The following is an 18,535-nucleotide window of genomic DNA, read 5'->3' on the forward strand; positions in this document are numbered from 1 at the left end:
ATTCATCACCACGTAGTGGCGTCATTTCAGTTGTTACTCCAGCCAGACTCTCGCCAACCCGTTACTCAATAGTAGCCATTTGCCGCATGGCGAACCTTAAAATATCGCTGGCGGATCACAACAGCATCCTCGCAATCCTCGGGATTGTGAGCCAATTCACAGCCAGCTTTGCCGTTTTGCCAATCCCCCCTGTCAGATGGCACTCACCGAAAGGTTGCGAATGCGGAGAATCCTTACACTCGTTCTCATTAAACAGAAAGGGGATACGGCTATGGCGGTGAAGAATATCGTGGCGGTGGATCTCGGCGCCTCGAGCAGGCGGGTAATGCCGGCCACGTTTCAGACCACGAGGCAGCATCTGGCGCTGAAGGAAATTCACAGCTTCAGTAATCAGCTGATTTTACAGGACAACTATTACGTCTGGGAGCTGCCCGCGCTGGAACAGGCAATCCTCACCGGTTTGCACCGTTTCCACCGAGGAACTTATCGCCCTCGTTTCGGCGTGACGCCGATGGCAGCCTCGTGCGCGTGGCGCCGTAAAACCCGGCGGCATTGCCGCGACGAACAGGAGAAACAGCCATGTTGCGTAAAGCCTTTGTGATGTCCGTTTTCCCCGGCCGCCACGCCGAGTACCGGCAGCGGCACAACCCTGTCTGGCCGGAGCTGGCCGCGGTGCTGAAAGCCCACGGCGCGCATCGCTACAGCATCTTTCTGGATAAACAGCGTAATCTATTATTCGGCTATGTTGAAATCGAGTCCGAAGCGCGCTGGAACGCCGTGGCGCAGACGGAGGTATGTCAGCGCTGGTGGCGGTATATGACCGAGGTGATGCCCGCCAATGCGGACAACAGCCCGGTAAGCGAGGAACTTGAATCGGTTTTTTATCTGGAATAGCAAGCACCGCACGCTTCAAGGTCGGCCGCCCGACCGGGAAGCGTGCGGTTTTCCATCCGGCGTCGGAAGCGCGCTACTGCGCCGCCGCAGGCAGATAACCGGCGGATTCGTGATAGCCGGCGGAGTCGTTGACGTGGAACTTATCCACCGTGCGCGACAGCTCCTGCGCCTGATCGCTCAGCGACTTCGCCGCCGCCAGCGCCTGTTGCACCAGCGCCGCGTTCTGCTCGGTGCTCTGATCCATCTGGGAAACCGCCAGATTCACCTGCTCTATCCCCGCGCTCTGTTCCGAGCTGGCCGAGCTGATCTCGCCCACCATCGTGGTGACGCGTTGCACGCTCTCGACGATCTCGCTCATGGTATCACCGGCGCGCTTCACCAGTTCCGTGCCCTCGCCGACTTTGGATACCGAGTCATCGATCAGGTTTTTGATCTCTTTCGCCGCCGACGCGGAGCGCTGCGCCAGCGTACGCACTTCGCTCGCCACCACCGCGAAACCCCGGCCTTGTTCGCCCGCGCGCGCCGCCTCTACCGCCGCGTTCAACGCCAGAATGTTGGTCTGAAACGCAATGCCGTTGATAACGCCGGTGATGTCCACTATTTTACGCGAGGAGACGTCGATAGAGTCCATGGTATCCACCACCTGCTTCACCACCGAGCCGCCGCGCAGCGCCACGTCCGAGGCGGACACCGCCAGTTCGTTGGCATGGCGCGCGTTCTCGGCGTTCTGCTGCACGGTCGCCGTCAGCTCTTCCATCGCCGCCGCCGTCTGCTCCAGCGCGCTGGCCTGCGATTCGGTGCGCGACGACAGGTCTTCGTTGCCGGAGGCGATTTGCTGCGAGGCGGTGGCGATGGAGTTGGTGCTGCCGCGCACCTGGCTCACCAGATGCGAGAGGTTATCGCGCATGGCGCGGATGGCATACAGGATGCTGGTCTGGTCTCCGGCGCGGGTCTGCACGTCCACCACCAGATTGCCGTCGGCGATTTGCCTGACCACCTCGACCGCGTACTGCGGTTCGCCGCCCAGTTGGCGCAGCAGCGTGCGCAGCATGTTCCACGCCAGCGCCGAAATCACCAGCAGCAACGCCACGCCGATAGACAGCAGAATAATGGCGTTGCGCCAGAAAGCCTGCTGGATATCATCGATATAGTCGCCATAGCCGATGGTCCAGTCCCAGGGCTCGAATTTGATAATCGCGTATAGCTTCTCAACGGTATCAGTGGCCCCCGGACGCGTGCCGTGAGCTATCACCGTGCCGATGGTGTTGCCCTGCAAGGCCGCGCGATAACGCTCTCCGGCCTCTTTGCCGCCCTTGGCGTCGACGATGCCCACCCGCTTGGGATTGGGATGGACGTAGTTGATATCGTTGGTGAAGCCGCGCACGAAGAAATAGCGATCGCCCTGATGAAAGCTGCCGATGGCCCGTTTGGCCTCGGTCTGCGCCGCTTCAGGCGAAAACTGGCCCGCCTTTTCAAGATCGTAGGCCTTCTGCGCGGCGGCATGGGCCAGCTCCACCAGGGTCGAAAGCTGACTGACGCGCTCTTTCATCATCGACTGGTACAGCGTGTTCAAGGCCACGGCCGACAGTATAATCAATCCCAACAGCGTGGTACCGCACAGCAACATGATGCGTGTTTGCAATTTCATAGCGTCTACTCCCTGGCGCTTTTCGGATTATTCTTAGGATAAAAATTGCACTATACATTATGGCTTTACGTTACACCATAGCTGCCGAAGGAGCTGAAACCAGGCGGGCGTTGCCGCCGGGAAGACGCGCCGATCTCAACTTAAAACGCCATCACCGCCTGTAACAGATGCCGGGCATAAGGGTGCCGTACCTGCCCCAGCGTCGTCATATCATCCACCCGTTCAATCACGCGCCCCTGCTGAAGAAAAATGACCCGCTGACACAGATAGGTAATCGCCGTCAGATCGTGGCTGATAAACAGATAGGTCAGCCCCAGTTGCTGGCGCAGGTCCGCCAGCAAATCGAGGATCTGCACCTGCACGGTCACATCCAGCGCGCTGACCGCCTCGTCCAGCACCATAAAATCCGGCTTGCCGGCAATGGCGCGGGCGATACAGACGCGCTGCATCTGTCCGCCGCTGAGCTGATGCGGGAAACGCTCGCACACCTCCGCCGTCAGCCCGACCTGATCCAGCAGCCCAACGACCTGCCGCCGCACCTCGTCACGCCGGACGCCGCCGCGCACCAGCAACGGCTCGGACAGGATATGCAGCACGTTCATAAAGGGATTGGCCGACGAGGTGTAATCCTGAAAAACCGCGCTGACGCGCATACGCTTTTTACCGCGCGACCGCCAGAAGCGCAGCGGCGCATACAACGGCTGGCCGCCCAGTTTGACCTGTCCGCTTTTCGGCGCCTCCAGCCCCAGCAAAATGCGTCCCAGGGTGCTTTTGCCGCTGCCGCTCTCGCCGATAATCCCCAGGCACTCCCCCGCCCGTACGTCGAACGACACGCCATGCAGCACCGGCTGCCATGCGCCGCCGCCGTCCTGGGCGCGGTAGCCATGATGCACGTTGTTCACTTCAACCAATATGCTCACCGACTTGCTCCTGGCTCACGCTTTCCGGCCCCTGGTGCGGCGGATTGACCAATATCTGATAACGTTGCTGCAATGCCTGGCGCGACGCCACCAGATAGCGGGTATGCTGATGTTGAGGCCGGCGCAGCACCTGCCGCACATCGCCCTGCTCCACCGCCCGCCCCTGATGCATCACCAGCACCCGGTCGGCAATGCGGTTTACCACGCCGAAATCGTGCGAAATAAACACCATGGTGGTGCCCAGGCGTTCACGTATCGCGCGGAACTCCTCCATAATGTCGTACTGGGTTACCGAGTCGAGCGCGGTGGTGGGCTCATCGGCAATAAGCAGTTGCGGCTCTAGCGCCAACGCAATGGCGATCATCATCCGTTGCAGCATGCCGCCGCTGATCTGGCTGGGGTATTTATCAAACAGCAACGCCACGTCGCGCAGCCGGACCCGCTGCATCATCTCCAACGCCATACCGCGCGCATCGCGCTGATTCAACGGCAGATGCGCGCGAAAGGTCTCCACCATCTGGCTGCCAAGCGTCTGCAAGGGATCGAAGGCGCTCATCGGATGTTGCAGGATCATACCGATGGTTTTCCCCCGCAGACGGCGCATCGCTTCCGCGTCCTGCGCCAGCAGATCCGCGCCGTCCAGCCAGGCCAGCCCCGACCGGGTAAACTGCCCGCCCAGCAGCCCCATCAGCGCGCGGCAGGTCAGGCTTTTGCCGCTGCCGCTTTCGCCGACGATGCCCAGACAGGCGTGGCACGGCAGGGTAAACGAAATATCATGCAGCAGATCGCGCCCCCCGGACGCCAGCCCGACCCGCAAATTTTCCACCCGTAACAGATCGCTCATCGGTGAGACTCCCTAGGGTCCAGCGCATCGCGCAGACAGTCGCCCAACAGATTAAATACCGCCACCACCACCAGAATCGCCAGCCCCGGCGCCAGCATTTGCGTCGGGTGGCTCATCATCACTTTCTGCGCTTCACTCAGCATCGTGCCCCACTCGGCCGTCGGCGCCTGTACGCCCAGCCCGAGAAACGACAGCGCGGAGATATTCAGGATCACCCAGCCGGTATCCAGCGTCGCCAGCACCACGATCTCCGCCAGCGCATTCGGCAACAGGTGGCGCCGCAGGATAAACCCCAGAGGGGTGCCGCTGGCCCGCGAAAACAGGATATAGTTTTTCTGGCTGTGTTTGATCACGATCCCGCGGATCATGCGGGTATACCACGCCCACTTCACCAGGATATTGGCCAGGATCACGTTAAAGATCCCCACGCCCAGGATACCGACGATCGCCAGGATCATAATCTGGCTGGGAAACGACAGCATGACATCGCAGCAGCGCATCATAATCTCATCCAGCCGCCCGCGAAAATAGCCGGATAAAAAACCGAACAGGCAACCAATCACGATGGTGATCGCCATGGTGAGCAGCGCCAGAAAAAGCGTGGTGCGCACGCCAAACATCAGGCGCGATAACACGCAGCGCCCCAGATGATCGGAGCCCAGCGGGAAACGCGCGCCGAAGTCGGCGTATTTGCGGGCGATATTGATTTTGTTGGGATCGTTGGGCGCCAGCCACGGGGCGAAAATACCGACGGCCACCACCACCGCGATGGTCAATAGGCAGAGCAGCGCGACTTTATCGCGCAACAGTTTGTGCGAAAACAGCATATTATCCCTCTTGCCGCAGAGCGGGGTCCATCCAGCGCTGAATGATATCCACCAACAGATTGCAGATCACAAACAGCACGCCCATCATCAGGATATAAGCCTGAATCACCGGATAATCGCGGTTGAAAATAGCCGAAATGCATAACCGTCCCACCCCCGGCCAGGCAAAGATATTTTCGATAATCACCGTTCCGGCCAGCAGTTGCGGAATGCTCATTCCCAGCGCGGTAATACTGCTGTGCAGCGAGTTTTTCAGTACGTGGCGCAGGATAATGCTTTTTTCCGTCAGCCCGCGGGTCCGCGCGTAATACACATAGTACTGCTGCATATTTTCCAGCATATTGTTGCGGATCAGGCGGATATAAATCGCCACGTAAACCATGGAGAGGGTGACGGCGGGCAGAATGATATGTGAAAAGGTGCCGCTGCCGCTGGTGGGCAGCAAATCCCATGACAGCGCAAACCACCAGATAAGCAGCAGCCCCAGCCAATAGCTGGGCATCGCCGTTCCCAGAAACACCAGCGTGCGCACCAGGCGGTCGAAAACGCTGTCTTTAAACACTGCGCTCAACACTCCCAGCGGCACGCTGACGCACAGGATAATGGCCAGCGCCAGCGCGGCCAACGCCAGCGTCGCCGGCAAACAGCGGGCGATCTCGTCCAGCACCAGTCGGTTATTGATGTAGGAATAGCCAAAATCCAGCCGCACGGCGTCATACAGCCAATAGAGATAGCGCAGCAGAAAGGGGCGATCCAGCCCCAACTGCAAACGCATCTCCGCGATGGACTCCGGCGTCGGGATAATTTCATTCACCCGCAGGGCGACTTCCGCCGGGTCGGCCGGCACCAGATTCAATAACAAAAATGAGAGGAATGAGATCCCCAGCAAAATCGGCAACGTCAGCAGCAAACGGCGACAAAGATATCTTTTCACACGGCAACCTATACTTTCACTGTCTTGTCAGACCGCTTACCCGCCGGTTAATCGCGATACATGCGATCAAACGGGATCTCAAACTGTGATGGATTGAAATCCACGCCTTGCAGGCTCTTCACATACACCGCCCGGTTACGCTCATAGGTCAGCGGAATATAAACCGCTTCTTCATGCAAGGTGGTCAGTACATAGCGATATAATTCCTGACGTTCCTTTTCATCGGTAGTGACCAGCGCATGCGCAATGCTGCCGTCGATCTGCTTTTTCTGCGTTAGCCCCTGTTGAGCCGCATAGTCGCCGTAGACCGGCAGTTTCATGCCGGAGAGGAATGACTGCGGATCGTAAGGCGTGCCCCAGGAAATATTAAACACGATATCGAAATTGCCGGCTTTCTGCCGGTCGCGATAAGCCTGTTCCTCTTCGCCATACAGCCTGAGCTCAATGCCCAGCTCGGCGAACTCGCTTTGCAGATACTCGGCGATAACTTTCTGCGAAGCGGTATTACTGTCGTAATAAATACCGATGGATAACGGCTTACCCTCTTTCTGGCGCCAGGCTTGCCCGCTTTTCTGCTGCCAGCCCGCCGCATCCAGCAGCTTTTTAGCCTGCTCAAGGTCGTAGGCATAAGGTTGCAGATCGATATTGCCGTACGGCACGTTTTTCGCCAGCAGGGTATCCGCCGGCACCTCGCTGCCGTTAAAAATCCCGTCGGCGATATCGACTTTATTCACCGCGTGCTGCAACGCCTGACGCACGCGCACATCTTTCAGGTTTTCCGCCGTCGTATTAATCAACAACATGCGGGTCGAAACCGGCTCAGATAGTTTCGTAGCGAATTTTTTATCTTTACTCAGTTGGGCGAACGCATCGGCATCGATCATGTTTTTACCGTAGATCAGCTCGATTTCCCCCTTCTGCAAGGCCAGCAAACGGGTTTGCGTATCGGGAATGACCTTCATCACCACCTTTTCCAGCTTCGGCTTTTCCCCCCAGTAAAGCGGATTGAGGGTGAATATCGCGTACTCGTCGGTTTTATGCCCGCTCAGCACGTAAGGGCCGGTGCCGATATAGCCGTTAACCCCCTGCTTCGTTCCCCCCTCCTTCATTGCCGCGGGTGAAATAAAACGCATCGGACGGGTAACCGCCAGCTCGATCAGTAAAGGGTAATAAGGCTCTTTCAACGTAAAGCGCAAGCGACGTTCATCCATTGCTTCCACTTTGTCGATGATTCGCACCATCTCCAGCCAGCCATGCCGTTCGCGGTTAGCCAGTATCGCATCAATGTTCTGTTTCGCCGTTTGGGCGGTGAATGCCACCCCGTCGCTGAATTTCACATCGGAACGCAGCGTAAAGGTATACACCTTGCCGTCCGCCGAGGTTTCCCATTTTTCAGCCAGCCAGGGCTCAATGCCCTGCGGCGTCACTTTCACCAGCGATTCATACAGCATGTTCTGCGCCCAGATCTCGCCGGAGTAAATATGCGGGTTGAGATCGCGGGTGTCGCGGAAATTGGCGAAAGTCAGAGACTGGGGTTCCTGTGCGATAACAGGAGCGGCGAACAGGGGGGATAAGCAGAGTAACAGTGAGGTAATGAGCCGATGGGATTTTCTTTTCCCATCACGAGTAACATCTTTCAATCCAGGCATAGTAATGATCCATTTACCAGAAAGCACCGAAGCGCGAAAAAGTGAAGTAAAACCGCCTATATTTTACCCACACGATCTGACAAATGATACTCATTATCGCTTCAAAAATTATGATTTGGCGCAGGAAAATTAAACATAAATCATGCCCATCACCCATTTAACTCCGTACCAGCCGTCGGTTTACGATTTACCAATCTCTCCTTCCGGCGGCGGCGTCCAATCCCGCATTAAAGCGTTTGTCGTGTCGGCCGCGTTCGCTGTAGGGATCATAACCGCGCCTTCTGCCGCTGACATTAGTCATTCCGGTTACCCCTGCTAATGTCAGATCGTAATAAACGTCGCCTCCAATCGGCCAAGGTAGCTAAAAAAACATGGCGAACGGCATTTCCCCCCAACGGCGGTAAAAAACCGCCCAGCCCACAGCTTAAGCCCAGCGGATACTCCCACCGCGATCAACTGCTCTTTTCCTTTCGTCACTGAATTTGTCACTATGGCCTTACTACCCATGACAAGAGCCGGCCAATGCGCCCGAAGTGCTGTCTCCGGCAAGACCGCCCGCCAGTCCCGCCGCCAGCGTTGAGAGCGCGCTGCCCGCCATATCCGTGATCGATCAGGCGGTTCTGCAAGGCGCTCATCAGCAAATTGATCCCTTTCGCGCCCAGACAATGGTCCACCGCCTGATCGGCCAGCCGCTGCAACGGCAGCCAGCCGGGGAAATCCTGAGTACCTTGCAGTTCGACTTTTTTGATCGGGAAGCACCGGGTCATTTCCACCGGGAAATGCAGACGGGTCAGGAAAGCGCCGGGAGGCTGTAGGCGGACATCCGGCGCCTGCGGCGTCAATTGACGCTCCTGCGCCCGTTGCCGTTCCTGCTGATTGATTTGCTGCTGGTTGATCTGCCGATTATCGATCTGCGACGGCTCAACCGGCGTGGCCGCATTCGCCATTATTGCAAAGAAGGGTAAAGGAACCGTTAACAGGAAATAACATAAAAAGTCGGTTCCCGCATGGGGCTTTTTATTTAAAAAAATTGATTTTATTGAAAAAATAAAAAAATAAACAATCCCTGTTATTATTTTCACACCATCACATTAAATTATTAGTTACAATTCCACACTGAAAATAGCCGTTCAGAAATAAGAAGAATCTTATTCACGCAGATATCAGACAAAGGGCAAATATAGCCTAAATAAAAAACCAACGTACATGCAGCTTGAAGTATGGCGGGTATACATTAAGGAAGTGAATACCTTGAGCATCCTGAATCGCTGGTCAAGAGGCTATGCGGCCATCATAAAAAAACGCTTTGGCAAGAGTGGAATATAAGAGTGCTGATGTGAATATTTATTATAAACAGATCCCAACAAACCAGAAATATTAATAATAAAAAAATATTATTACCCAATATTTTTATTTATGACAAAATTTTATACATGCAATTATTTAAAATAATCATATCTCCGACATCCCCCCTGACACTTTTGCCAAAACATCGCCGCTGACCATCTGATAACGGCGTTCCATTTCATGCAACGCCATCACTGCGGGCTCATATCGTCTTGCGCCAGTCCACCAACGCACTACCGGCAATCCATTACGGTTAACCCGCCCCCAACATCAGCAATCGGTCATTGCATCAAATTGGGATTAAATGGTATTACAATCGCCAGCACTCATGCGAACCCCGATACCGTAAAGACAAGAGCAAATATCATGACAACCGGTACTCCCGCCAACTATCGAATTCGTCCGATTACGGTACAAGACAATGCGGCGATTGCCCGCGTTATCCGCCTTGTTTCCGCCGAATTCGGTTTGACGGCCGACAAAGGCTACACGGTATCCGACCCCGACCTGGACCACCTGTTTGAACTATACAATCAGCCGGCCAGCGCCTATTGGGTACTGGAATATGAAGGTGAAGTCGTTGGCGGCGGCGGTATCGCCCCACTGGTAGACGGTGATGAAGATGTGTGTGAACTACAAAAAATGTATTTTTTACCGGTTCTGCGCGGCAAAGGCCTGGCCAGGCAGTTGGCCATACAGGCGCTGGATTTCGCCCGCAGGCGGGGTTTTCGCCGCTGCTATCTGGAGACCACCGGCCATTTGACCAGCGCCATCCGGCTGTATGAATCACTGGGGTTTGAACATATTCCCCATTCCATGGGGCATACCGGCCATACCGATTGCGAAGTGACCATGCTGAAAGTGCTGTAATCAGCGGCCGGCTTTGCGACCGCGCCGGGAAGGAGGCGCGGCCCGCCGACGACCGCGGGCGGTTTCCCCCCCCGCAGCGTTGCATAAGGCGGAACGTGGCGATTAATGACGTTTTCCGTCGTCATCTTCGTCGTAAAAATCCTCGTCGTTCCCCTCTTCACCGTCTTCGCCATCCTCAAAATAGGTGCCCCAGCCGTCATAGTTGACGCCGTAACGCTCGGCCAGCGTCAAAAGCTGTTCCACCTGCGCGTCGATCAGCTCCGCGTTCAACGCCACTTCGCTGATGGCGTCGCAGCACATCAGTAAAATCCCGTCTTCCACTTCAAGCTCTTCCGCATCCGTCACTTCATAACCCAGTTTGAACGCTTCCACGGCGACCTTTTCCAGCACCTCGAACTTCTCGGCGGAGAAATGGTGCTCAATGGTATAGAGCGCCTCCGGGTCGCTGCCGTCATCCAGCAACTCTTCGATGATCAGGCGTGTCTCTTCACGTTGTTCTTCCAGCAATTCGCGGTTGGCCATGCCTCTATCCTCATTAATCGGCGTAATATTGCGGCATTCTCCCACAGCGTCGCGCCCGTCTCCACCATAAAGTTTGCCGCCGACACTTGAAATTGAATAATTACACATATAAAGTGAATTTTAATTCAACATTTAGCGTTGAGCCGCATGGAGATATGCCTCATGAACCCGTTTTACAAGCGTCATTTTTTAAGATTAATGGATTTTACGCCAGTAGAAATTACCGCTCTTTTAGCCCTGTCGGCGCAGTTGAAAACCGATAAAAAAAACGCTGCCGAAGTTCGCCGCCTGTCGGGCAAAAATATCGCACTCATCTTCGAAAAAGATTCGACCCGCACCCGTTGCTCTTTCGAAGTTGCTGCGTACGACCAGGGGGCGCAGGTGACCTACCTGGCGCCAAGCGGCAGTCAAATCGGGCATAAGGAGTCCATCAAGGATACCGCGCGCGTTTTGGGCCGCATGTACGACGGCATCCAGTATCGCGGCTACGGCCAGCAGATTGTGGAAACGCTGGCGCAATATGCCGGCGTCCCGGTGTGGAACGGGCTGACGGACGAATTCCACCCGACGCAGTTGCTGGCGGATCTACTGACCATGCAGGAGCATTTACCCGCCAGGGCGCTGTCGTCCATAAAGCTCGCCTACGTCGGCGACGCCCGCAACAATATGGGCAATACCATGCTGGAGGCGGCCGCCCTCACCGGGCTGGATTTGCGTCTGGTGGCGCCCGAAGCCTGCTGGCCGGAAGCGGGATTGGTGGCGGAATGTCAGGCGGCGGCAAAACGGACCGGCGGCGGCATTACGCTGACGGAGGATATCGCCGCGGGCGTGGCGGGGGTCGACTATATCTATAGCGACGTGTGGGTCTCGATGGGCGAACCCAAGGAGACCTGGCTGGAGCGCATTACGCTGCTGAAACCTTATCAGGTGAATATGGCGATGATCGCCGCCACCGGTAATCCCCAGGTGAAATTCCTCCACTGCCTGCCGGCGTTCCATGACGACCAGACCACGCTCGGCAAACAAATGGCCGAGCAGTACGGACTACAGGGCGGAATGGAGGTCACGGACGAGGTGTTCGAGTCCGCGCACAGCATCGTGTTCGATCAGGCGGAAAACCGCATGCACACCATTAAAGCGGTGATGGTGGCGACGCTAAGCCAGGATTAGCGCCCCCCGGCCTCCTCCCCTTCGCCGGCTGTCTCTTAGTCACATATACTGTTAACGGTATATGTGAGTTCAGCGCTATTTCGTGCGCTAGAAGGCCGTCATTTCTCTGCTATGTCGCAGCACGCGCCCGACGCAGGGTGGTTCAAGCGCCACCACCCTCCGGACCCGGGCTTGTGGCTGAAATCACGTCGCTGACGCGATGCCTTCGGCGGTCGCCCCCTTTCCCGAACCGCCAGTGACGGAATACTCGTCTCATCCCTGAGACTCGCCCTACCGGGCCAGCGCAAGCGCTGTTCAAAAACGCTCCCGGCGTTTTTGTCCGACGCGGCACTGGCTTGCGCCGCTTCCCTGCGGCGCATTCGCGGGGTCGTCCACCTCAGCGTGATTTCTTACGCCGACGAAAAGCAAAAAACAAAGAACAAAGAACCAAGAATGAACCCAAGACCAGAATACACATGGCCTCTAGAGGTTCCTTGGATTTGTGTATAAGAGACAGCCTTCGCCGGGGAGGAGAAAACAGTCAGCGCACCAGCGACGCGTCGATCTTCACCACCGCTTTGCGCACCGGCGCGGGCTCCCCCACGGCGCACAGCGGCTTGTGTACTTCGCCGGGGAAAAAGACCACGAAGTCGCCCGGTTGTAGCACCAGCTGTTTTTCCTGCTCGCCCGCCGGTAAAAAGGCGATATCTTTATCCGCCAGCCAGTCGACGTCCGCTTTACCCGCCGGCAGGTTGCTGAACGTCATCCCTTCCACGCCCGTCAGCACAATCTGAATATCCAGATATTTGCCGTGGTACTCGGCGCGGCGCTGTTCCAGCGCCTCGGTGCTGTCGTTGGAAATCAGCACGAAGGCGTTATCTCCGTCGATATCATGCTTGCCCAGCGGCGTAACCGCCGTAATGTTGCGCTTAACGTATTCGATGGCGTCGCGCAGTTTTACGGGCAGATAAGGAACCAGTTCAAGATGATGGATATTGCCAGTGATCATGATTATCCCCGTTTTAGAATGAAACCGTGTTTTATAAACCTAATCTCACCCAAGGTTATACCCTGTAAACCCGTTGCCCGCCAGTGCGTTATCCTGAAAAGGTGAGCGGGATTTTATGCTGTTATTTTGCCGCCGCTTAGCGCAGGGAATATTCACTTCGCAATCGATTGCCATGAGTAAAAAATCAACTTTTCCGCTTGAATTAGCCTCATCGGCGCGTATAATTTCCGACAATTTGCCGGGAGGGAACATGCACTGCTGCATAACGAAAAAACCCGCTGCTCATGCTGGTTATCAACCGCAACTGCCATCCGGCAGGCAGACGGCTTTTTCCTTTCCGTTGCTTGACCGCTCGTTGATGAAAAGCCCCTCGATGAGGGGTTTTTTTTTGCCTGTCGTTTATGGCGAACCAGACAACAGCGCCGTTTACCGGACCTAACCGTGGGGAGAAAAACAAAAATGGTCAATCCGCTTTATCAAAAACACGTCATTTCAATTAACGACCTTAGCCGAGAGGAACTGGAGCTGGCATTGCGGGTGGCCGCCAGCCTGAAAGCCGACCCGCAGCCGGAGCTGTTAAAGCACAAAGTGATTGCCAGCTGTTTTTTCGAGGCCTCGACGCGCACGCGCCTCTCCTTTGAAACCGCAATGCACCGGCTGGGAGCTTCGGTGGTGGGTTTTGCCGACAGCAGCAACACCTCGCTGGGCAAGAAAGGCGAAACGCTGGCCGACACCATCTCGGTTATCAGCCAGTACGTCGACGCCATCGTTATGCGCCACCCGCAGGAGGGGGCATCCCGCCTCGCCGCCGAATTTTCCTCCGGCGTGCCGGTGCTTAACGCCGGCGACGGCGCTAACCAGCACCCGTCGCAAACGCTGCTCGACCTGTTTACCATTCAGGAAACCCAGGGCCGCCTGAGCAATATCAATATCGCCATGGTGGGCGACCTGAAATACGGCCGTACCGTGCACTCGCTCACCCAGGCGCTGGCGAAATTCGACGGCAACCGCTTTTATTTTATCGCTCCGGATGCGCTGGCGATGCCGGACTACATTCTGGCCATGCTGGAAGAAAAAAATATTCCCTACAGCCTGCACAACGGCATCGAGGAGGTCGTTTCCGACCTCGACATTCTGTATATGACGCGGGTACAGAAAGAGCGGCTGGATCCGTCGGAATATATCAACATCAAGTCGCAGTTCGTGCTGCGCGCCGCCGACCTGAACAGCGCGCGCGATAACCTGAAAGTGCTGCATCCGCTGCCGCGCATTGACGAAATCACCATCGATGTGGATAAAACCCCCTACGCTTACTATTTCCAGCAGGCGGGAAACGGCATTTACGCCCGTCAGGCTTTGCTGGCGCTGGTACTGAATCGCGAACTGGTTGCGTAAGAGAGAGGAATAGTCATGACTCACGATAATAAATTACAGGTAGAAGCCATCCGGCGCGGCACGGTTATCGATCATATTCCCGCCCAAGTGGGTTTTAAGCTGCTGACTCTGTTCAAGCTGACCGCCACGGACCAGCGCGTGACCATCGGGCTGAATCTGCCCTCCAACCAGCTTGGCCGCAAAGATTTAATCAAAATCGAAAATGTGTTCCTCACCGAGCAGCAGGCGAACCAGTTGGCGATGTATGCGCCGCAGGCCACCGTGAACCAGATTGATGACTACGACGTGGTGCGTAAGCTGGCGCCGACGCTGCCCGACCATATCGACGACGTATTAACCTGCCCCAACAGCAACTGCATCAGCCGCAGCGAACCGGTGTCATCCTCGTTCAGCGTCAAACAGCGTGAAGGCGACGTGCATCTGAAGTGCAAATACTGCGAAAAAGAGTTCGAGCGCCGCGCCGTTCTGCAGGATCGCTAGACAGGCTTTCTTTCATCGCCCCGCTTACGGCCATTGCCTGACGCGGGGCTTTTTTGAATAATGGCGTCGTCCGTATCCTTTTACCCCCAATCAGGAGATATTATGTCACGCTCTATCAGCACCGAACAGGCTCCGGCCGCCATCGGCCCTTATGTACAAGGCGTCGATCTCGGCAGCCTTATCTTCACCTCCGGCCAGATCCCGCTTGACCCGAAAACCGGTCTGGTCGCCGATGACATTACCGCCCAGACGCGCCAGTCGCTGAGTAATGTGCAAGCCATTGTAGAAGCCGCCGGTCTGCAAGTTTCCGATATTGTGAAAACCACGGTATTCGTTAAAGACCTGAACGATTTCACCACCCTCAATGCGGCCTATGAAGCCTTCTTTACCGAGCACAACGCCCCTTTCCCGGCGCGCTCCTGCGTGGAAGTGGCGCGCCTGCCCAAAGATGTGAAAATCGAGATTGAAGCGATCGCCGTACGCCGCTAAGCCCGATCATCGGTCATAAACCTCAATAGACGCGCCGTTCGGCTGCGTCTTTTTTATGGCGGGCTTTCCTGCCCGCCACCCTGTGGGCCGCCGCAAGCGGCGTTTAAAATCGCTCCCGGCGATTTTTTATGGCGGGCTTTCCTGCCCGCCACCCTGTGGGCCGCCGCAAGCGGCGTTTAAAATCGCTCCCGGCGATTTTTTATACGCCGGCGAGCCGCCACGGTGCAGGCCCCAAGGCGTCGCCCCAATAGAGTGCGACATTTTGCGCCAAATAATGGCGCGGACGCCCTTTGTCAAAATGGCGCATTTTATGCATTGCACTATTATCGCTATTAAGCGTGATGCAGGGGATGACAATGATAAAAATGACGCTTCCGACACCGTCTTACTATGACGAGATGCTTTCCGTGGCAGGCGAACAGCGCCGGCACTACGACTCCTATTGGCAATGGCTGCAACAAACCGACCAGCAGGCGATCAGGCAGAAAAAGGAGCAGGCCGAACTGCTGTTTCATCGCGTCGGCATCACCTTTAACGTCTATGGCGAAGAAGGCGGCACCGAGCGTTTAATTCCTTTCGACAGCGTGCCGCGCATTATTCCCGCCCATGAATGGCGCCTGCTCGATAGCGGCATCCGCCAGCGGGTGCAGGCGCTGAACGCCTTTCTGTACGATATCTATCACCAGCAGCATATTCTCAGGGCCGGCATTATTCCCAGCGAACAGGTGCTGGCCAACGATCAATATCAGCCCTGTATGCAGGGTGTGGATCTGCATAACAATATCTATGCCCATATCACCGGCATCGATATGGTGCGCAACAGCGATGGCCGCTATTACGTACTGGAAGACAACCTGCGCACCCCGTCCGGCGTGTCCTACATGCTGGAAAACCGCAAAATGATGATGCGGCTGTACCCGGACCTGTTCGCCAGCCAGCATATTGCGCCGGTCGAACGCTACCCCAGCTACCTGCTGCAAACGCTGCGTGAAAGCACCCCGGTCGACGACCCGACCGTGGTGGTGATGACGCCGGGACGGTTTAACAGCGCCTATTTTGAACACAGTTTTCTGGCGCAACAGATGGGCGTGGAGCTGGTGGAAAGCGCCGATCTGTTCGTAAAAGCGGGCGCCGTGTATATGCGCACCACCGAAGGCCCCTGCCGGGTGGACGTTATTTACCGGCGCGTGGATGACGCCTTCCTCGATCCGCTGGCGTTCCGCGCCGACTCCATGCTCGGCGTTCCCGGCCTGCTGTCGGTGTACCGCGCCGGCGGCGTGGTGCTGGCCAACGCCATCGGCACCGGCGTGGCGGATGATAAGTCCATCTACCCTTACGTACCGGAGATGATCCGCTTCTACCTCTCCGAAGAGCCGATTCTGGGTAATATCCCCACCTGGCAGTGCCGCGATCCGCAGGCGCTCAGCTATGTCCTCGGCAATCTGGACAGCATGGTGGTGAAGGAAGTTCACGGCGCGGGGGGATACGGCATGCTGGTCGGCCCCAGGGCGACGCGCCAGCAGATTGAGGACTTCCGCCGGCGGCTGCAGGCCAATCCGTACAATTACATCGCCCAGGAGACGCTGGCGCTCTCCACCTGCCCCACCTTTGTGGAGGACGGACTGGCCCCCCGCCATATCGATCTGCGTCCGTTCGCGCTGTCGGGGGAAGAGATCCGTCTGATACCCGGCGGATTAACCCGCGTGGCGCTGACGGAAGGCTCGCTGGTGGTCAACTCGTCGCAGGGCGGCGGCACCAAAGATACCTGGGTCATGGAGGAGGAGGAATAATGTTAAGCCGCACAGCCAGTGAACTCTATTGGATGGCCCGCTATCTGGAACGGGCGGAAAGCCTGGCCCGGGTGCTGGACGTCACCTATAAATTATCCATGATGCCGCGCCACAGCCAGCAGCAGCGCGACCTGGCGCTGCCGCTGAATCTGACCTACACCCACGAGCTGTTCCAGCAGCGCTACGCCCTTTTCTCCATGAACAACCTGCTGAACTTTTTCGCGCTGGACAGCCAAAATCCCAGCAGCATCTACAACTGTATCGAAATGGCCTGGAACAACGCCCATGCCGTGCGCGGCAGCCTCTCTTCCGAAGTCTGGGAATGCATTAACACCACCCGTATCGATATCCGCAGCCTGCACGATCAGGGGGTGGATAAAATCGGCATCGACGCGTTCTTCGACTGGGTGAAAGAGCGCGCGCATCTGTTTCGCGGCGCGATGTTCGGCACTCTGCTGCGCAACGACGCCCAGTGCTTTATTCGCCTCGGCACCCTGATCGAACGCGCCTACGCCACCGCGCAGCTGCTCAGCCTGAAAGATCGGCAGTTGAATAGCGACCCCGATCCGGTACGCGAATATTACCGGCTGGATACGCTGCTGCGGGCCGTCAGCGCCCGCGAAGCCTACCATAGCATCTATCGCCAGCCGATCAGCCGGGAAACCGTGACCGAATTACTGGTGCTGCGGGGGGATGTGCCGCGCTCGCTGCACGCCTGTATCGACGATCTGGTGCAACAGTTGGAAACCATCGGCAGCCAGCGGGCCAAGGTGCCTCACCGCCTGGCCCATCTGCTGCGCGTGGAGCTGCGCTTCAGCACCCTTGACGACATCCTGGCCAAGGGTCTGGAAGCCTACCTGAATGAGTTTATCAGCAAGATCAATGAATTGGCCGACAGCATCCGTCATACTTATCTGGAGGCGCTATGAAACTGACCATCAACCACCTGACCCACTATCACTATGATGAGGAAGTGAAATTCAGCACCCAGTACCTGCGCCTGACCCCCAAGAACTCGGCCCGCCAGCAGATCCGGGAGTGGAAGCTGACGCTTCCCGCCTCGGCCGTCGCCACCACCGACGCCTACGGCAATGTGCTGCATGTGATGACTCTGGACGTTCCGCATCACGACATCACCATCCACGCTCAAGGCGTGGTGGAAATCGCCGATAACGCAGAACAGTCCTATGACGGCGGCGCAGCGGATACCCTGTCGCCGCTGGTGTTCCTGCGCGCCACGCCGCTGACGGAAGCGGATGGCAGCATCCGCGCCTTTGCGCAGCGCTATTACCGGCCGCAGGAGCCGGAAGAGAGCCTGAACACGCTGATGGCGGAATTACAGCTGAAAATGCCGTATACTCCCGGCGCCACGCAGGTTCAGGACACCGCGGCGCAGGCGTTCGCCATGCAGAAAGGGGTGTGTCAGGATCATACCCACGTCTTTCTGGCCTGCTGCCGCAGCCTGAATATCCCGGCCCGCTATGTCAGCGGTTATGTTTATAGCCAGGATACGCAGCATGTGGCCATGCACGCCTGGGCGGAAGTCTGGCTGCGCGATCGCTGGCAGGGATTTGATATTACCAATAACACCCGTTTGCTCCATCAGCATCTGTGGCTGGCGGTGGGCATGGACTATCTGGACGCCTGCCCTGTGCGCGGCTCGCGGCTGGGCGGCGGGTGTGAAGAGATGTTTTCCGAGGCTGAAGTACGTCTGTTCGAACGCCAACAGCAGATACAGCAGCAACAGTAGATTTTAACGAAAAGGTGC

The 18,535-nt window shown here is 56.9% G+C and carries 19 protein-coding genes and 1 pseudogene; 11 read left to right on the forward strand and 9 right to left on the reverse strand.

Translation table 11 applies throughout. The annotated features are described in order from the left end of the window. Positions 1 to 271: 271 nt before the first annotated feature. Together EH206_RS20035 and rhaM are read left to right on the forward strand one after the other, a co-directional pair. Positions 272 to 469: pseudogene (locus EH206_RS20035) on the forward strand (rhamnulokinase); the annotation flags it as partial. 110 nt (positions 470 to 579) lie between these two features. Beyond that, a complete protein-coding gene (rhaM, locus tag EH206_RS20040) occupies positions 580 to 894 on the forward strand; it encodes an L-rhamnose mutarotase (RefSeq protein WP_009114608.1) in 315 nt (104 codons plus the stop codon). Positions 895 to 967: 73 nt separating this feature from the next. Here the strand turns inward: rhaM and EH206_RS20045 are convergent, their stop codons facing one another. The 7 genes from EH206_RS20045 to EH206_RS20075 all read right to left on the reverse strand — a co-directional run bounded on the left by EH206_RS20045 (position 968) and on the right by EH206_RS20075 (position 8,663). Then, positions 968 to 2,542: a methyl-accepting chemotaxis protein gene (locus EH206_RS20045; protein WP_009114609.1), complete on the reverse strand. Its 1,575-nt coding sequence runs from the start codon at positions 2,540 to 2,542 to the stop codon at positions 968 to 970. Positions 2,543 to 2,682: 140 nt separating this feature from the next. Then, positions 2,683 to 3,462, reverse strand: a complete 780-nt coding sequence (locus tag EH206_RS20050) for an ABC transporter ATP-binding protein (RefSeq protein ID WP_009114610.1) — start codon at positions 3,460 to 3,462, stop codon at positions 2,683 to 2,685. After that, the gene (locus EH206_RS20055; protein WP_009114611.1) at positions 3,446 to 4,306 is read right to left on the reverse strand and encodes an ABC transporter ATP-binding protein; all 861 of its coding nucleotides are present in this window, start codon (positions 4,304 to 4,306) and stop codon (positions 3,446 to 3,448) included. The genes EH206_RS20050 and EH206_RS20055 overlap by 17 nt, the downstream gene beginning before the upstream one ends. Further along, a complete protein-coding gene (gene opp1C / locus EH206_RS20060; protein WP_009114612.1) occupies positions 4,303 to 5,133 on the reverse strand; it encodes a nickel/cobalt ABC transporter permease in 831 nt (276 codons plus the stop codon). Before opp1C ends, EH206_RS20055 begins: the two co-directional genes overlap by 4 nt. A gap of 1 nt (position 5,134) precedes the next feature. Next, positions 5,135 to 6,067: a nickel/cobalt ABC transporter permease gene (gene opp1B / locus EH206_RS20065; RefSeq protein ID WP_009114613.1), complete on the reverse strand. Its 933-nt coding sequence runs from the start codon at positions 6,065 to 6,067 to the stop codon at positions 5,135 to 5,137. Between the two features lie 47 nt (positions 6,068 to 6,114). Beyond that, a complete protein-coding gene (gene nikA / locus EH206_RS20070) occupies positions 6,115 to 7,716 on the reverse strand; it encodes a nickel ABC transporter substrate-binding protein (RefSeq protein ID WP_009114614.1) in 1,602 nt (533 codons plus the stop codon). 488 nt (positions 7,717 to 8,204) lie between these two features. Further along, a complete protein-coding gene (locus tag EH206_RS20075) occupies positions 8,205 to 8,663 on the reverse strand; it encodes a POTRA domain-containing protein (protein ID WP_009114615.1) in 459 nt (152 codons plus the stop codon). A 766-nt stretch (positions 8,664 to 9,429) separates the two neighbouring features. Here EH206_RS20075 and EH206_RS20080 point away from each other — a divergent pair. After that, entirely contained in the window at positions 9,430 to 9,933 is a 504-nt protein-coding gene (locus EH206_RS20080) for a GNAT family N-acetyltransferase (protein ID WP_009114616.1), read from the forward strand. A gap of 102 nt (positions 9,934 to 10,035) precedes the next feature. On the opposite strand, the gene rraB is transcribed toward EH206_RS20080, so the two are convergent. Continuing rightward, complete coding sequence (rraB, locus tag EH206_RS20085; protein WP_009114617.1) at positions 10,036 to 10,455, reverse strand: ribonuclease E inhibitor RraB; 420 nt, start codon at positions 10,453 to 10,455, stop codon at positions 10,036 to 10,038. 162 nt (positions 10,456 to 10,617) lie between these two features. Between rraB and argF the strand changes: the two genes are divergently transcribed. Beyond that, complete coding sequence (argF, locus tag EH206_RS20090) at positions 10,618 to 11,625, forward strand: ornithine carbamoyltransferase (protein ID WP_009114618.1); 1,008 nt, start codon at positions 10,618 to 10,620, stop codon at positions 11,623 to 11,625. A 520-nt stretch (positions 11,626 to 12,145) separates the two neighbouring features. Here argF and EH206_RS20100 read toward each other — a convergent pair. After that, positions 12,146 to 12,613, reverse strand: a complete 468-nt coding sequence (locus EH206_RS20100; RefSeq protein WP_009114619.1) for a NanQ anomerase/TabA/YiaL family protein — start codon at positions 12,611 to 12,613, stop codon at positions 12,146 to 12,148. 115 nt (positions 12,614 to 12,728) lie between these two features. On the opposite strand from EH206_RS20100, the gene EH206_RS20105 reads away from it, so the two are divergent. The 7 genes from EH206_RS20105 to EH206_RS20135 all read left to right on the forward strand — a co-directional run bounded on the left by EH206_RS20105 (position 12,729) and on the right by EH206_RS20135 (position 18,517). Beyond that, a complete protein-coding gene (locus EH206_RS20105; RefSeq protein ID WP_136163962.1) occupies positions 12,729 to 13,052 on the forward strand; it encodes a hypothetical protein in 324 nt (107 codons plus the stop codon). 20 nt (positions 13,053 to 13,072) lie between these two features. After that, entirely contained in the window at positions 13,073 to 14,008 is a 936-nt protein-coding gene (gene pyrB, locus EH206_RS20110) for an aspartate carbamoyltransferase (RefSeq protein WP_009114620.1), read from the forward strand. A gap of 15 nt (positions 14,009 to 14,023) precedes the next feature. Next, a complete protein-coding gene (gene pyrI, locus EH206_RS20115; RefSeq protein ID WP_009114621.1) occupies positions 14,024 to 14,488 on the forward strand; it encodes an aspartate carbamoyltransferase regulatory subunit in 465 nt (154 codons plus the stop codon). A gap of 102 nt (positions 14,489 to 14,590) precedes the next feature. Continuing rightward, entirely contained in the window at positions 14,591 to 14,977 is a 387-nt protein-coding gene (gene ridA, locus EH206_RS20120) for a 2-iminobutanoate/2-iminopropanoate deaminase (RefSeq protein WP_009114622.1), read from the forward strand. Positions 14,978 to 15,333: 356 nt separating this feature from the next. Then, positions 15,334 to 16,767: a circularly permuted type 2 ATP-grasp protein gene (locus tag EH206_RS20125; protein WP_009114623.1), complete on the forward strand. Its 1,434-nt coding sequence runs from the start codon at positions 15,334 to 15,336 to the stop codon at positions 16,765 to 16,767. Continuing rightward, complete coding sequence (locus tag EH206_RS20130; protein ID WP_009114624.1) at positions 16,767 to 17,696, forward strand: alpha-E domain-containing protein; 930 nt, start codon at positions 16,767 to 16,769, stop codon at positions 17,694 to 17,696. The genes EH206_RS20125 and EH206_RS20130 overlap by 1 nt, the downstream gene beginning before the upstream one ends. Continuing rightward, positions 17,693 to 18,517 (forward strand): transglutaminase family protein, encoded by an 825-nt coding sequence (locus EH206_RS20135; RefSeq protein ID WP_009114625.1) that lies wholly within the window; start codon positions 17,693 to 17,695, stop codon positions 18,515 to 18,517. The genes EH206_RS20130 and EH206_RS20135 overlap by 4 nt, the downstream gene beginning before the upstream one ends. The last annotated feature ends 18 nt before the right edge of the window (positions 18,518 to 18,535 follow it).

It is taken from the genome of Brenneria nigrifluens DSM 30175 = ATCC 13028 (genome assembly GCF_005484965.1).
Classification (GTDB): Bacteria; Pseudomonadota; Gammaproteobacteria; order Enterobacterales; family Enterobacteriaceae; genus Brenneria; species Brenneria nigrifluens.